This window comes from Herbaspirillum sp. ST 5-3 (assembly GCF_004804275.1).
GTDB lineage: Bacteria > Pseudomonadota > Gammaproteobacteria > Burkholderiales > Burkholderiaceae_D > Noviherbaspirillum.
In genome coordinates this window covers 36,278-51,306 of the sequence record NZ_STGI01000006.1, presented here as the reverse complement: position 1 = coordinate 51,306, position 15,029 = coordinate 36,278, and the positions used below count along the sequence as shown (strand labels likewise).

The following is a 15,029-nucleotide window of genomic DNA, read 5'->3' as shown; positions in this document are numbered from 1 at the left end:
AAGCGATCCCCGCAGCCAAGAATGTGAGTAAAAAATGGGAAAAGTAACCGGCTTTCTGGAATACCAACGCCTGCAAGAGGCGAGTGAAGCACCTCAACTGCGCAAGAAGCATTACAAGGAATTCGTGATGCACTTGAGCGACGAAGACGCCAAGATCCAGGGCGCGCGTTGCATGGACTGTGGCATCCCTTTCTGCAACAACGGCTGCCCGGTCAACAACATCATTCCGGACTGGAACGACCTGGTTTATCACGGCAACTTCAAGGAGGCGCTGGACAACCTGCACTCCACCAACAACTTCCCCGAGTTCACCGGTCGCATCTGCCCGGCTCCCTGCGAGGCAGCCTGCACGCTCAACATCAATAGCAATCCGGTCGGCATCAAGTCGATCGAGCATTTCATCATCGACAAGGGATGGGAAAACGGCTGGGTTGTTCCGCAAATTGCGGCAAACAGAACCGGCAAGAAGGTTGCGGTGGTCGGCGCCGGTCCGGCCGGTCTGGCCGCCGCGCAGCAGCTCGCGCGTGCCGGCCACGACGTGACGGTGTTCGAAAAGAACGACCGCGTCGGTGGCTTGCTACGCTACGGCATCCCTGACTTCAAGCTGGAAAAGTCGCACATCGATCGCCGCGTCGAGCAGATGAAGGCAGAAGGCGTCACTTTCCGCACGGGCGTCTTTGTCGGCAAGGATTTCACGCCGAACGTCTACAACTGGGCAAAGGAGACGATCTCTCCCGACCAGCTGAAGAAGGATTTCGATGCTGTCGTCATCTCCGGCGGCGCCGAGCTGCCGCGCGACTTGCCGGTTCCGGGACGCGAGCTGAAGGGCGTGCACTTTGCAATGGAATTCCTGCCGCTGCAGAACAAGGTCAACGCCGGCGACAAGGTCAAGGACCAGATTCTCGCGACCGGCAAGCATGTCATCGTGATCGGCGGTGGCGACACCGGCTCCGACTGCGTTGGCACGTCGAACCGTCACGGCGCCGCTTCGGTGACGCAATTCGAATTGCTGCCGCAACCGCCGGAACAGGAAAACAAGCCGCTCGTGTGGCCTTACTGGCCGACCAAGCTGCGCACATCGTCTTCGCACGAAGAAGGTTGCGAACGCGACTGGTCGGTGGCGACCAAGCGCCTCGAGGGCAAGAACGGCAAGGTCGAGAAACTGATCGCGGCTCGCGTCGAATGGAAAGACGGCAAGATGGTCGAAGTGCCGAATTCCGAATTCGAACTGAAAGCAGATCTGGTCTTGCTGGCCATGGGCTTCGTATCGCCGGTTCAGCAGGTGCTGGATGCATTCGGCGTCGACAAGGATGTCCGCGGTAATGCGAAGGCGACGACGGATGGCGACGGTTGCTACAAGACATCGGTGGACAAAGTGTTTGCAGCCGGAGACATGCGTCGCGGCCAGTCGCTGGTCGTATGGGCAATTCGCGAAGGACGCCAGTGCGCTCGCGCAGTGGACGAGTTCCTGATGGGTTCCTCCGTACTGCCGCGTTAATTTGTAACAGTTTTCAAAAAACCGCCGCATCGAAAGACCAGGCGGTTTTTTTGTCGTATTTCGGCTGCCTGTTGGGCTAACCCAAAAGTCCGATTGCCATTTCTGCACTACAATCTCATCTTTGCGTTGAAGATGAATGTCGTGCCCAATCTCGTCGAAATCCGTGACCTGCATTTTGCCTATGGAGAGCGTCCGATTCTGTCGGGGCTTGAGATGGACTTTCCTCGTCGCAAGGTTGTCGCGGTCATGGGCGGTTCCGGTTCCGGCAAGACCACGATCCTGCGGCTGATCGGCGGACAGTTGCAGGCACAGAAGGGCAGCATCACCCTCGACGGACAAGCGGTCGATGCGCGCAATACCAAGGCGATGTATGCGATGCGCCGCAAGATGGGCATGCTGTTTCAGCACGGTGCGCTGTTCACCGATCTGACGGTATTCGAGAACGTCGCGTTTCCATTGCGCGAACATACCAGCCTGCCGGAGGAGTTGATTCGCGACCTGGTGCTGATGAAGCTGCATGCCGTCGGCTTGCGCAATGCGGCGCAATTGAAGCCGGCAGAGATCTCGGGCGGCATGGCGCGGCGTGTGGCGCTGGCGCGTGCCGTGGCGCTGGATCCGCAGCTCATCATGTACGACGAACCGTTTGCCGGGCTCGACCCGATTTCGATGGGTGTGGCGGCCAATCTGATCCGCCGGCTTAACGATGCACTTGGCTCGACATCGATCGTGGTGTCGCATGATGTGCATGAGACGTTCCTGATTGCCGACTACGTGTATTTTCTGTCGCAGGGCAGGATTGTCGCGCACGGTTCGCCGCAGCAGATGCAGGAGTCGAGCGACCCTTATGTGAAGCAGTTCGTGCATGCGGAAGCCGACGGTCCTGTGCCCTTCCATTACCCGGGCCGATCGCTTGCAGCAGACTTGCACCTGGAGACGAAGTAATGATTGTCGATGCGATAAGCGCTCTCGGGCGCTGGGTGCGCGAATTTGTCGGCAATGTCGGCTTCGCAACCCGCATGTTCCTGTCCATGCTGCTTGCGCCTGCTGCGTTGCTGAAGCGGCCGAAACTGGTCACCGACCAGATTCACTTCATCGGCAACTATTCGCTGGTGATCATTGCGGTATCGGGCTTGTTCGTCGGGTTCGTGCTCGGATTGCAAGGCTATTACACCTTGAACAAATATGGCTCTGAACAGGCGCTGGGCTTGCTGGTAGCCTTGTCGCTCACGCGTGAACTGGGACCGGTAGTCACCGCTTTATTGTTCGCCGGGCGAGCCGGAACTTCATTGACCGCAGAGATCGGATTGATGAAGGCGGGCGAACAATTATCGGCGATGGAAATGATGGCGGTGAACCCGCTGGAGCGAGTGGTCGCACCGCGTTTCTGGGCCGGGGTGATTGCGATGCCGGTATTGGCATCAATCTTCAGTGCCGTTGGTGTGATCGGCGGTTACATCGTCGGTGTGCGTCTGATCGGCGTGGACGAAGGTGCATTCTGGTCGCAGATGCAGGATGGCGTGGATGTCTGGAAGGACATCGCCAACGGTGTGATCAAGAGCGTTGTTTTCGGATTTGCGGTAACGTTCATTGCGTTGTTCCAAGGGTATGAGGCACAGCCGACGCCCGAGGGCGTTTCGCGCGCGACAACCCGCACCGTGGTAATTGCATCCCTGATGGTGCTGTGGCTCGACTTCTTGCTGACAGCCATCATGTTCGATTAATGGGTGTGCAGGATTGATTCCCTGCGTAGGGTCGGGGAAAAGGCTTTTTTCTCGTTTTAAGCCCGTCGAAGGGCATTGCATCCTATATTTAAGGTATTCGGTTATGCAGCGAAAATCGTTAGACTTATGGGTTGGCTTGTTCGTCCTGCTTGGTGCGATGGCCTTGTTTTTCCTGGCAATGAAAGCAGGGAACATGAGCTCGCTATCGTTTGAAAAGACCTACCCGGTCATCACCAAGTTCGACAACATCGGCGGCCTGAAGCCGCGCGCCCCGGTAAAAAGCGCGGGTGTGGTGGTCGGACGCGTGGGAGACATCAAGTTCGACGACAAGAGCTATCAGGCCGTTGTAACCTTAAACCTGGAAACCACTTACAAATTCCCGAAGGATACCTCCGCCAAGATCCTGACTTCAGGATTGCTGGGTGAGCAGTATATCGGCCTGGAACCGGGCGGCGATCTCAATAACCTGGTTGCCGGCGACCGCATCAAGATGACACAATCCGCGGTCGTCCTTGAGAACCTGATCAGCCAGTTCCTGTATAGCAAGGCAGCCGAGGGAAAGGAAGGCAATAAATAATGAACCCTGCGTTACGGACCATCGTACTGGCCTTGTCGCTCGTCCTTGCCGGATGCGCGACGACCAACCGCAAGGATCCACTTGAAGGCTTCAACCGTGCCATGTTTCAGTTCAATGACAAGGTTGATCAGGTTGCATTGAAACCGGCGGCTGAGGCTTACAGCAATCTGCCGACTTTCGTGCAAACAGGCGTCAGCAATTTTTTCGGCAATATGGGCGACGTATGGACGGCAATCAATAATTTCCTGCAAGGCAAAGCTGCCGATGGCTTGTCCGATGTCATGCGCGTTGCGGTCAATTCGACCATGGGGTTGGGCGGCTTCCTCGATATCGGATCAGAAGCAGGTCTGGCGAAGCATAAGGAAGATTTTGGACAAACCTTGGGCAAGTGGGGCGTCAAATCGGGCCCGTATGTGGTATTGCCACTTCTTGGGCCGTCAACATTGCGCGATACGATTGTCCTACCGATCGATTATCAGGCTGATCCCTGGTATTACGTTTATCCGGTTCATGTGCGTAACATGGGTTCTGTATTGCGTGCCGTCGACCAGCGTGCGGCAGTTCTGGACGCTTCGAACCTGATCGAGGAAGCAGCCCTGGACCGCTACGTCTTCGTGCGCGACGCATACATGCAGCGCAGGGAAAGCAAAGTGCGCGACGGCGCATCGCCGGAGTCGCATTATGAAGAGGACGTCGGGCCTACCTTCACCGAGCAGGAGAATGTCGCTTCGCCGCTAAACAGCAGCACATTAAATGTTCAATCAGAAACAAGTACGGAACCGAGCGTAAAACCGGTTGTCGAAGTGGAACAAAACGACATCATCAAGAGAGACTCCATGGCGGCTGGAAAGGAAATCAAGCAATAAGCGGCGTCATTGCTCCTGCCATGAGTTATCATCCGAACCCGGTTTTGTCCGGTTGAACCTATACGGACGGGATCATCTTTCCGTATGTAACAAGCACAGGAAACCATGAAAATTTTCAAGAAATTGTTTGCAGTGATTGGACTTGCCGTTGCAATGGCGGCGTTCATGCCTGTTGCAAATGCACAAGAGGCGCCCGATGTGCTGGTCAAGCGCATCAGCCAGGAAGTCCTGGATTCCGCCAAGAATGACAAGGAAATCCAGAACGGAAACCATAAACGTGTGCTGGAGCTCGTCGAAGCGAAAATCCTTCCATATGTCGATTTCCAGCGCATGACCGCACTCGCAGCAGGGCGATTCTGGCGCCAAGCGACGCCGGAGCAGCAGAAGCAGCTGACCGACGAGTTCCGTGCCTTGTTGGTGTACACCTATTCCGGCGCAATTTCGCAGATTCGCGATCAGAAACTGGACTTCAAGCCGATGCGCGCCGATCCGTCGGACACGGAAGTCGAAGTTCGCTCGCAGGTGCTGCAGCCGCGCGGTGGCGATCCGATCCAGCTGAACTACCGTCTGGAGAAGCTGCCGAACGGCTGGAAAATTTATGACGTCAATGTGCTTGGCGCATGGCTGGTCGAAACCTACAAGGGCAATTTCGCGGCCGAAATCAGCAAGGGCGGCATCGATGGCTTGATCAAGACCTTGTCCGAGAAGAACAAGCGGCTCGCTGCCAGCGCTGCCAAAGGCGTCAAATCTTCCTGATTCCACTATGTACCGTCCCGCCCTGACACTCACGATTCATAATGCCAAGACCGCGCTGGACGCCGGTCTGCGGGCGATCGCGGATGGGCAGACGCAGTTCGACCTGGGCGACTTGTCGGTCGTCGACTCGGCCGCCGTCGCCACGTTGCTGGCATGGCAGCGCGCCGCCATGACCAGCGGTAGAACGGTGGTATTCAGCAATCTTCCGGCCAGCCTGCAAAGCCTGGCCGCTCTCTATGGCGTGACCGAACTGCTGCATCTCCCGTCGGATCAGGACGCACGGGCCGATTTGCCGCATCATTGACCGTTCTCCGGTCAACCCACCCAATCCGGCTTCCTGCCCGGAAATCCAATATAATCAAGGGTTCCGCCAAGGGTTCGCGCTGTTTTTGTGACTGCTTGGCTCATTCCCGCTAAAGTGATCAAGCCAACATGGCTGCTCTTCAAATCGTCGATGTCGAAAAACGCTACAAGTCGCTGCGCGCGCTTGATGGCGTGACGCTATCTATCGAGCAGGGCGAGTTTTTTGGTTTGCTTGGTCCGAATGGTGCAGGCAAGACCACCCTGATTTCGATTGTTGCAGGACTTAACCGGGCCGACTCTGGCAGCGTGGCAATCCATGGTTACGATGTCGTGCGCGACTATCGCGAAGCGCGCAAGCGCCTGGGCGTTGTTCCACAGGAACTGGTGTTTGACCCGTTCTTCACCGTCCGCGAAACCCTGCGCATGCAGTCCGGCTATTTCGGCCTGAAGAATAACGACAGGTGGATCGACGAGGTGATGGCCAACCTCGATCTTACCAACAAGGCCGACACGAATACGCGCGCACTGTCCGGTGGCATGAAGCGCCGCGTGCTGGTTGCCCAGGCGCTGGTGCACAAGCCGCCGGTCATCGTGCTCGATGAGCCGACTGCCGGCGTCGACGTTGAATTGCGCCAGACCTTGTGGAAGTTCATCTCGCGCCTGAATCGAGAAGGGCACACGATTGTGCTGACCACGCACTATCTGGAAGAAGCGCAAGCCTTGTGCAATCGCATCGCAATGCTCAAAGCAGGGAAAGTGGTGGCACTCGACTCCACGTCGGCGCTGATCAAGCGCATCTCCGGTTCGCAACTGACCCTTCGCCTGAAGGGCGCGTTGCCGGATGCCCTCAAACCCCTGATCTCGCATCCCGATGAGCTGGTGGCCGGCAACAAGTACACCCTGCGTGTCAACGAGTACTCCGACGTGGAGCCGATCCTTGCCACCTTGCGCCAATCCGGGGCAGTCATCGAAGACATGCAATTGCAGCAGGCCGACCTGGAGGATGTCTTCATCCAGATCATGGAGGGCGAGAAATGACCGGCTTCCAGACGCTGTTGTACAAGGAAGTCCTGCGCTTCTGGAAGGTCGCCACGCAGACCATCAGCGCACCCATCCTGACCGCCATGCTTTACCTGCTGATCTTCGGCCATGTGCTGGAAGATCATGTGCAGGTGTATCCGCAGGTACGCTACACCTCCTTCCTGATTCCGGGGCTGGTGATGATGAGTGTGCTGCAGAATTCGTTTGCGAACAGTTCATCGTCGCTGATCCAGTCAAAGATCACGGGCAATCTGGTCTTTGTGCTGCTGCCGCCGCTGTCGCACTGGGAGATTTTCGGTGCCTATGTGCTGGCGTCCGTGGTGCGCGGCCTGGCAGTCGGTGCCGGCGTGCTCATCATTACTGCCTGGTTTGCCAAGTTGAGCTTTGTCGCGCCATGGTGGATCGTCGTTTTCGCCTTGCTTGGCGCGGGGATGCTCGGCACCATGGGATTGATCGCCGGCATCTGGGCGGAAAAATTCGACCAGCTGGCGGCATTCCAGAACTTCCTGATCATGCCGGCAACTTTTCTTTCCGGCGTGTTTTATTCGATCCACTCGCTGCCGCCATTCTGGCAGTCGGTGTCGCGTTTCAACCCGTTTTTTTATATGATTGACGGCTTCCGCTACGGCTTTTTCGGCCAGTCCGACGTGAATCCGTCGACCAGTTTCTCGATCGTCATCGTATTTTTTGTCTTGCTGGCCGCCTTCGCAATCCGCCTGCTGAAGACCGGCTACAAGTTGCGCCATTAGAGAGCAGATATGTTACCCACTCCAGAGCTTGTGAAAAGCTATATTTCCGCCGCACTCGACTGCACCCATCTCGAAGTCGAAGGTGACGGTCATCACTTCAGCGCCGTTATCGTCTCGAGCGCATTTGCAGGCAAGCGCCCCATTCAGCGCCATCAACTGGTCTATGCTGCCCTGGGCGACCGCATGCGCCAGGAAATCCACGCGCTTTCCATGAAAACCCTGACACCTGAAGAGTTCCAACAACAATAATGGACAAATTGCTTATCACCGGCGGCACCCGCCTGTCGGGCGAGATCAATATTTCCGGTGCGAAGAATGCCGCCTTGCCGATCTTGTGCGCGGGCCTGCTGACCTCCGATGCGGTTCAGCTATCCAATGTGCCGCACCTGCAAGACGTCAATACCATGCTCAAACTGCTGATGCAGATGGGGCTGCGTGTCGAGCAGGATGGCGACCGCGTCGCCTTGAACGGCAGCGCTATCGGCAAGCTGGAAGCGCCCTATGACATGGTGAAGACCATGCGCGCATCGATTCTCGTGCTCGGTCCCTTGCTCGCCCGTTTTGGTGAGGCAAAGGTGTCGCTGCCGGGCGGTTGTGCAATCGGCACACGTCCGGTCGATCAGCACATCAAGGGCCTGCAGGCGATGGGCGCTGAAATCGCCATTGAAGCCGGCTATATCCACGCCAAGGCGAAGAAGCTCAAGGGCGCACGCATTGTGACCGATATGATCACGGTGACCGGCACGGAAAACCTTCTGATGGCTGCGGTGCTGGCAGAGGGCCAGACGGTGCTGGAAAACGCTGCGCGTGAACCGGAGGTGACTGACCTCGCCAACTTGCTGACTGCCATGGGCGCGAAGATCGACGGCGTCGGCACTGATCGCCTGGTCATCGACGGCGTGGAAAAGCTGCATGGCGCATCGCATACCGTGATCGCTGACCGCATCGAAACCGGCACTTTCCTGTGCGCGGTTGCTGCTGCCGGCGGTGATGTCACGCTGAAAAATACGCGCAGCGATTTCCTCGACGCCGCTCTCGACAAGCTGCGCGAAGCCGGCGTGATCCTGACTTCCGGCCCCGACTGGATTCGCGTGCAGATGGCGGCGCGTCCCAAGGCCGTGAGCTTCCGTACCACCGAATACCCAGGCTTCCCGACTGATATGCAGGCGCAATTCATGGCCCTCAATTGCCTCGCTGACGGCAGCAGTCGCGTGACGGAAACGATCTTCGAGAATCGTTTCATGCACGTGCAGGAGCTGAATCGCCTCGGTGCATCGATCGATATCGAAGGTCACACCGCGATTGTTCACGGTGTCGACAAGCTGGTCGGCGCACCGGTGATGGCCACCGATTTGCGTGCCTCGGCATCACTGGTGATTGCCGGGCTGGCAGCGCAAGGGCAGACGCTGATCGATCGTATCTACCATCTGGATCGCGGCTATGACCGCATGGAAGTCAAGCTCTCCGCCGTCGGCGCCAATATCGAGCGAGTGAAATAATGAACCAGCAATTAACCCTCGCGCTATCGAAGGGACGCATTTTCGAAGAGACGCTGCCCTTGCTGCAGGCTGCGGGCATTACTGTTACCGAAGATCCGGAAAAGTCGCGCAAGCTGATCCTTCCGACCAATGATGCGAATATCCGCGTCATCATCGTGCGTGCATCCGACGTGCCGACCTATGTGCAGTACGGCGCAGCCGATTTCGGCGTCGCGGGCAAGGACGTTTTGCTCGAACACGGCGGTGAAGGACTGTATCAGCCGATCGACCTGAATATCGCAAAATGCCGACTGTCCGTCGCAGTACCGGCCGGTTTTGATTATGCGAACGCGGTGCGCCAGGGCGCGCGTCTGCGCGTGGTGACGAAGTATGTAAATTGCGCGCGCGAGCATTTCGCGTCGAAGGGCGTTCACGTTGATCTGATCAAGCTCTACGGCTCCATGGAACTGGGGCCGCTGGTCGGCTTGTCGGACGCGATCGTCGACCTGGTCAGCACCGGCAGCACACTGCGCGCGAACAATTTGGTCGAAGTCGAGCACATCATGGACATCTCGTCGCGTCTCGTCGTTAACCAGGCAGCGCTCAAGCTGAAGCGTGAGCGACTGCAGCCGATTCTGGAAGCATTCGAAGAAGCAGCGAAAGCGAGATAAGTCATGGCTATCCAGATGCGCAAACTCGATTCCGCTGATCCCGATTTCAAGACGAAATTGTCGGCATTGCTCGCTTTCGAAGCAAGCGAAGACGAAGCCATCGACCGTGCCGCAGCACAGATTCTCGCCGACGTGAAAGCGCGTGGCGATGCGGCCGTCCTTGAGTACACCAATCGTTTTGACAAGTTGAATGCCGGCGCAGTTGCACAACTGGAGATCGGCAAGGAAGAGCTCCGTGCGGCACTGAACGGTCTGTCGTCGGAACGCCGCACCGCGTTGCAGACCGCGGCCGACCGCGTGCGCGCTTATCACGAGCGCCAGAAACAGGAAACCGGCAGCAATGGTTTTACCTACACCGAAGCGGACGGCACTGTGCTGGGGCAAAAAGTCACGCCGCTCGATCGCGTGGGAATCTATGTCCCTGGCGGTAAGGCGGCCTACCCGTCCTCCGTGCTGATGAACGCCATCCCGGCCAAGGTGGCCGGAGTGCAGGAAGTCATCATGGTCGTGCCGACGCCGAACGGCGTGAAAAATGAACTGGTACTCGCCGCGGCGGCAATTGCAGGTGTTGACCGCGTGTTCACCATTGGCGGCGCGCAGGCGGTCGGAGCGCTCGCGCATGGCACGGCGACCATTCCGCAAGTCGACAAGATTGTCGGCCCCGGCAACGCATACGTCGCGGCCGCGAAGCGTCGTGTATTCGGTATCGTCGGCATCGACATGATCGCCGGCCCGTCGGAAATCCTTGTGATTTGCGATGGCTCAACCGATCCGGATTGGGTCGCGATGGATCTGTTTTCGCAGGCCGAGCATGATGAACTGGCCCAGTCGATTCTGCTCTGCCAGGACGATGCTTACATCGCGAAGGTCGAGGCCAGCATCAACAAGCAGCTCGATGGAATGCCGCGCAAGGATGTGATTCGTACTTCGCTGACTAACCGCGGCGTGCTGGTCAAGGTGCGCGACATGAACGAGGCGTGCGACATCGCCAACCTGATCGCTGCCGAACATCTGGAAATCTCTGCAGAGAATCCGCAGCAGTGGGCGAGCAAGGTTCGCCACGCGGGCGCCATGTTTCTCGGACGCTTTACTTCCGAATCGCTAGGCGATTACTGCGCCGGGCCGAACCATGTCCTGCCGACGTCGCGCACTGCGCGCTTCTCGTCACCTCTAGGCGTGTACGATTTCCAGAAGCGCTCCAGCATCATTCAGGTGAGCGAAGCGGGCGCCCAGACCCTTGGCAAGGTGGCCGCCGAGCTGGCGTACGGCGAAGGCTTGCAGGCGCATGCCCGCTCTGCCGAGTACCGGCTGAAATGATCAGCGCCCGCGCCACTCCCGCGAAGGCGGGAAGCCAGGATTGCTAATGGCAGCCTGGCTCAATCGCATTTACTGCGAGGATGCATTGCACGGATTTGCGCGCATACCCGATGCAAGCGTCGATTTGCTGATCGCCGATCCGCCTTATGGCCTGGGCAAGGACTACGGCAACGATTCCGACAAGCTCGATGCGGGCGAGTACCTGCGATGGACGGAACAGTGGGTCGATGCCGCGCTGCCGAAACTGAAGCCCAGCGGCAGCCTGTATATTTTCCTGACCTGGCGTTATTCGCCGGAGATCTTCGTGATGCTGAAAAAGCGCATGACGATGATCAACGAAATCATCTGGGACCGCCGGGTGCCGTCCATGGGCGGCAGCACGCGGAAGTTTTCGTCGGTACACGACACGATCGGTTTTTTCGCCAAGGCCAGGGATTATTATTTCGACCTTGATGCGGTGCGCATTCCATACGATGCCGAAACCAAGAAGGCGCGCTCACGTTCGATTTTCGTTGGCGCCAAGTGGCTGGAAGTCGGGTATAACCCGAAAGATGTGTGGAGCATATCGCGCCTGCACCGCGAACATCGCGAGCGTGCCGACCATCCGACGCAAAAGCCGCTGGAAATCGTCGAGCGCATGGTCAAGGCATCCAGCCCGCCCGGTGGCATTGTGCTCGACCCGTTCATGGGTAGCGGTACCACAGCCGTGGCAGCAAAGCGCTGCGGCCGCGATTTTGTCGGATTCGAGCTTAACCCGGAATATTGTGAATTGATTGAAAACCGTCTTGCAGAACTGAACAAGCCGGAAGCAGCATAACCGCGAAATCCTATGTCCCTGATCGAGAATATTATTCGCCCCGAAGTCCGCGCTCTCGCGGCCTACCATGTGCCTGATGCCAGCGGCTTCGTGAAGCTGGATGCGATGGAAAACCCGTACACGCTGCCGGAGCACCTGCGCGCCGTGCTCGGACAGCGCCTGAGCGACGTCGCCATGAACCGCTACCCGGTGCCTTCCTATGCGGAACTGAAGACAAAGATCCGCAACGGGCTGGGTGTGCCGGCGGGGTTCGATGTCATTCTCGGCAATGGCTCGGATGAATTGATCAGCATCATCTCCGTTGCCTGCGCCAAACCGGGCGCCAAGGTACTGGCACCGACGCCGGGATTTGTCATGTATGCAATGTCGGCCAAATTTGCCGGGATGGAGTTCATCGGCGTCCCGCTCAAGCCCGATTTCGCGCTGGACAAGGCGGCGATGTTGGTAGCCATCGCGCAGCACCGGCCGGCGATCACTTATCTCGCCTATCCGAACAACCCGACCGGCAACCTGTTCGATGCCGACGACATGGTGGAGATCATGCGTGCCGTGGGCGATTCCGGCATCGTTGTTGTAGATGAGGCATACCAGCCGTTTGCGCAAACAAGTTTCATGCCGCGACTGGCGGAATTTGGTAATCTGGTCGTGATGCGCACCGTGTCCAAGCTCGGACTGGCCGGTATACGCTTGGGCTATATGTCCGCTTCGAAGGCGCTGCTGACCGAATTTGACAAGGTGCGTCCGCCTTACAACGTCAACGTGCTGACCCAGGCGGCGGCGGAATTTGTGCTGGACCATGTCGACGTGCTTGATGCGCAGGCGGCGACTTTGCGTGCTGAACGGACTAAACTGGCTGACGCACTGGCCAGTTTGCCGGGCGTGGAAGTTTTCCCTTCGGCAGCAAATTTCCTGCTGATCCGGGTCAAGACAAAAAAAATTCATGCTGACGATGTCTTTTCTGCATTGTTAGATCGTAAGGTTTTGATCAAAAATGTCGGTAAAATGCATCCATTGCTGGAAAGCTGCTTGCGGATCACCGTCAGCACACCGGAAGAGAACCGTTTATTTCTTGATGCCCTGAGGGCGTCACTTGCTTTGTCACTTTAGTCGCATCCACTTAACATGCCCACGCCACGCGTTGCAGAGGTCACCCGCAATACCAACGAGACGCAGATCCGCGTCGCGATCAATCTCGACGGCACCGGCCAGCAAAAGCTGAACACCGGTGTGCCATTCCTCGACCATATGCTCGATCAGATTGCACGGCATGGTCTGATCGACCTCGACATCGAAGCCAAGGGCGATCTGCATATCGACGCGCATCACACGGTGGAAGACGTCGGGATTACGCTTGGTCAAGCCTTTGCCAAGGCCATCGGCGACAAGAAAGGCATTCGCCGTTACGGCCATGCTTATGTGCCGCTCGACGAAGCACTGTCGCGCGTCGTGGTCGATTTCTCCGGCCGCCCGGGACTGGAGTTCCATGTGCCATTCAAGCGCGCGATGATCGGCGCATTCGATGTCGATCTCACACACGAGTTTTTCCAGGGATTCGTCAACCACGCGCTGGTTACGTTGCACATCGATAACCTGCGCGGAGAAAACGCGCACCATCAGTGCGAAACCGTGTTCAAGGCGTTCGGCCGCGCACTGCGCATGGCTGCCGAGCTTGATCCGCGTGCGGCGGGAACGATTCCTTCGACGAAAGGCAGCCTGTAAAACGTCGCGCCGCTGGCGTTGCGCTTTCATTTTTTGACATGAACAAGATCGTTGTTGTTGATTACGGCATGGGCAACTTGCGCTCGGTGGCGCAAGCGCTACGCCATGTTGCCCCGGAGGCGGATGTGCGCATCTCCGGCGAACTCACGGATATCAAATCGGCGGATCGTCTTGTCCTTCCGGGGCAAGGCGCCATGCCGGATTGCATGCGCTGCCTGCGCGAATCGGGCTTGCAGGAGGCGGTTGTCGAGTCGACGCGCACCAAGCCCTTGCTTGGCGTATGCGTCGGCGAACAGTTGCTGTTTGATTGGAGCGAAGAGGGTGATACGCCAGGCATCGGTTTGTTGCCCGGCAAGGTAGTGCGTTTCCAGCTTGACGGCTTGCTTCAGGAAGACGGATCACGCTTCAAGGTGCCGCAGATGGGCTGGAACCGTGTGCAACAAACATTGTCCCATCCGCTGTGGAATGGCATTGCCGATAACAGCTACTTTTATTTCGTGCACAGCTATTACGCCGTGCCCGCCGAGCGCAAGCATGTGGCGGGCGAGACCACCTATGGCGCGCCATTCGCGTGCGCTGTTGCAAAAGACAATATTTTCGCTACCCAGTTTCATCCGGAAAAGAGCGCAACTGCGGGTTTGCAGTTGTACAAGAATTTTGTTCACTGGAATCCGTAGTCGTTGTTGTTCGGCAACCTTAATTAACCTCAATCCATCCTGAATGTAGCCATGCTGCTCATACCTGCTATCGACCTCAAGGACGGTCATTGCGTGCGCCTGAAACAAGGCGATATGGACCAAGCCACCGTGTTTTCCGATGACCCCGCCCAGATGGCGCGACATTGGCTGGCCCAGGGCGCTCGACGACTGCATCTGGTGGATTTGAACGGCGCTTTTGCCGGCAAGCCGAAGAACGAAGCGGCGGTCAAATCGATTATCCAGGCCGTGCGCAGTTTTGCTCTGGAAAACGATACCGATGAAATACCTGTCCAGCTGGGTGGCGGCATTCGCGATCTCGACACCATCGAGCGCTACCTGGACGACGGCCTGTCCTACATCATCATCGGCACCGCAGCGGTCAAGAATCCCGGCTTTCTGCATGACGCATGCAGCGCATTCCCCGGGCAGATTATCGTCGGTCTAGATGCCAAGGATGGCAAGGTTGCCACCGACGGCTGGAGCAAATTGTCCGGCCACGAAGTCATCGATCTTGCGAAGAAGTTCGAAGACTATGGTTGCGAAGCGATCGTCTATACCGACATTGGCCGCGACGGCATGATGGGTGGGGTGAATATCGATGCAACCGTGAAACTGGCGCGAAGCATGACCATTCCGGTCATTGCCTCCGGCGGCGTGCACAACATCAAGGACGTGGAAGCACTGTGCGCGGTGCAGGACGAGGGCATCGAAGGCGTGATATGCGGCCGCTCGATTTACGAAGGCACGCTCGATCTGCGCTCGGCACAGGTCCGCGCCGACGAACTGAGCGGCCTGGAAGAGGCGGAAGAAGAGTAAGC

The 15,029-nt window shown here is 57.7% G+C and carries 18 protein-coding genes; all 18 read left to right on the top strand.

Annotation, left to right across the window (positions count from 1 at the left end):
• Positions 1-34: 34 nt before the first annotated feature.
• A complete protein-coding gene (locus tag E6W33_RS13340; protein WP_136417815.1) occupies positions 35-1,498 on the top strand; it encodes a glutamate synthase subunit beta in 1,464 nt (487 codons plus the stop codon).
• Between the two features lie 141 nt (positions 1,499-1,639).
• Positions 1,640-2,440, top strand: coding sequence for an ABC transporter ATP-binding protein (locus tag E6W33_RS13335; protein ID WP_136417814.1), 801 nt, complete (start codon positions 1,640-1,642; stop codon positions 2,438-2,440).
• The gene (gene mlaE / locus E6W33_RS13330; RefSeq protein ID WP_136417813.1) at positions 2,440-3,219 is read left to right on the top strand and encodes a lipid asymmetry maintenance ABC transporter permease subunit MlaE; all 780 of its coding nucleotides are present in this window, start codon (positions 2,440-2,442) and stop codon (positions 3,217-3,219) included. The genes E6W33_RS13335 and mlaE overlap by 1 nt, the downstream gene beginning before the upstream one ends.
• Before the next feature lie 103 nt (positions 3,220-3,322).
• Positions 3,323-3,796: an outer membrane lipid asymmetry maintenance protein MlaD gene (gene mlaD / locus E6W33_RS13325; RefSeq protein WP_136417812.1), complete on the top strand. Its 474-nt coding sequence runs from the start codon at positions 3,323-3,325 to the stop codon at positions 3,794-3,796.
• Entirely contained in the window at positions 3,796-4,662 is an 867-nt protein-coding gene (locus tag E6W33_RS13320; protein ID WP_136417811.1) for a VacJ family lipoprotein, read from the top strand. The genes mlaD and E6W33_RS13320 overlap by 1 nt, the downstream gene beginning before the upstream one ends.
• 105 nt (positions 4,663-4,767) lie before the next feature.
• On the top strand, positions 4,768-5,418 hold the full coding sequence (locus tag E6W33_RS13315; RefSeq protein WP_136417810.1) for an ABC transporter substrate-binding protein: 651 nt from the start codon (positions 4,768-4,770) through the stop codon (positions 5,416-5,418).
• Between the two features lie 7 nt (positions 5,419-5,425).
• A complete protein-coding gene (locus E6W33_RS13310; RefSeq protein WP_136417809.1) occupies positions 5,426-5,722 on the top strand; it encodes an STAS domain-containing protein in 297 nt (98 codons plus the stop codon).
• A gap of 128 nt (positions 5,723-5,850) precedes the next feature.
• Positions 5,851-6,759 (top strand): ABC transporter ATP-binding protein, encoded by a 909-nt coding sequence (locus tag E6W33_RS13305; RefSeq protein WP_136417808.1) that lies wholly within the window; start codon positions 5,851-5,853, stop codon positions 6,757-6,759.
• Positions 6,756-7,511 (top strand): ABC transporter permease, encoded by a 756-nt coding sequence (locus E6W33_RS13300; RefSeq protein WP_136417807.1) that lies wholly within the window; start codon positions 6,756-6,758, stop codon positions 7,509-7,511. Before E6W33_RS13305 ends, E6W33_RS13300 begins: the two co-directional genes overlap by 4 nt.
• A gap of 9 nt (positions 7,512-7,520) precedes the next feature.
• On the top strand, positions 7,521-7,760 hold the full coding sequence (locus E6W33_RS13295) for a BolA family protein (RefSeq protein WP_136417806.1): 240 nt from the start codon (positions 7,521-7,523) through the stop codon (positions 7,758-7,760).
• On the top strand, positions 7,760-9,010 hold the full coding sequence (gene murA / locus E6W33_RS13290) for a UDP-N-acetylglucosamine 1-carboxyvinyltransferase (protein ID WP_136417805.1): 1,251 nt from the start codon (positions 7,760-7,762) through the stop codon (positions 9,008-9,010). The genes E6W33_RS13295 and murA overlap by 1 nt, the downstream gene beginning before the upstream one ends.
• A complete protein-coding gene (gene hisG, locus E6W33_RS13285) occupies positions 9,010-9,660 on the top strand; it encodes an ATP phosphoribosyltransferase (RefSeq protein WP_136417804.1) in 651 nt (216 codons plus the stop codon). Before murA ends, hisG begins: the two co-directional genes overlap by 1 nt.
• A gap of 3 nt (positions 9,661-9,663) precedes the next feature.
• On the top strand, positions 9,664-10,977 hold the full coding sequence (gene hisD / locus E6W33_RS13280) for a histidinol dehydrogenase (RefSeq protein ID WP_136417803.1): 1,314 nt from the start codon (positions 9,664-9,666) through the stop codon (positions 10,975-10,977).
• Positions 10,978-11,023: 46 nt separating this feature from the next.
• On the top strand, positions 11,024-11,794 hold the full coding sequence (locus E6W33_RS13275) for a site-specific DNA-methyltransferase (RefSeq protein ID WP_136417802.1): 771 nt from the start codon (positions 11,024-11,026) through the stop codon (positions 11,792-11,794).
• Between the two features lie 12 nt (positions 11,795-11,806).
• Complete coding sequence (hisC, locus tag E6W33_RS13270; protein ID WP_136417801.1) at positions 11,807-12,901, top strand: histidinol-phosphate transaminase; 1,095 nt, start codon at positions 11,807-11,809, stop codon at positions 12,899-12,901.
• A 15-nt stretch (positions 12,902-12,916) separates the two neighbouring features.
• Positions 12,917-13,513 (top strand): imidazoleglycerol-phosphate dehydratase HisB, encoded by a 597-nt coding sequence (hisB, locus tag E6W33_RS13265; RefSeq protein ID WP_136417800.1) that lies wholly within the window; start codon positions 12,917-12,919, stop codon positions 13,511-13,513.
• Between the two features lie 38 nt (positions 13,514-13,551).
• Positions 13,552-14,190, top strand: a complete 639-nt coding sequence (hisH, locus tag E6W33_RS13260; protein WP_136417799.1) for an imidazole glycerol phosphate synthase subunit HisH — start codon at positions 13,552-13,554, stop codon at positions 14,188-14,190.
• Between the two features lie 51 nt (positions 14,191-14,241).
• Entirely contained in the window at positions 14,242-15,027 is a 786-nt protein-coding gene (gene hisA, locus E6W33_RS13255; RefSeq protein ID WP_136417798.1) for a 1-(5-phosphoribosyl)-5-[(5-phosphoribosylamino)methylideneamino]imidazole-4-carboxamide isomerase, read from the top strand.
• The last annotated feature ends 2 nt before the right edge of the window (positions 15,028-15,029 follow it).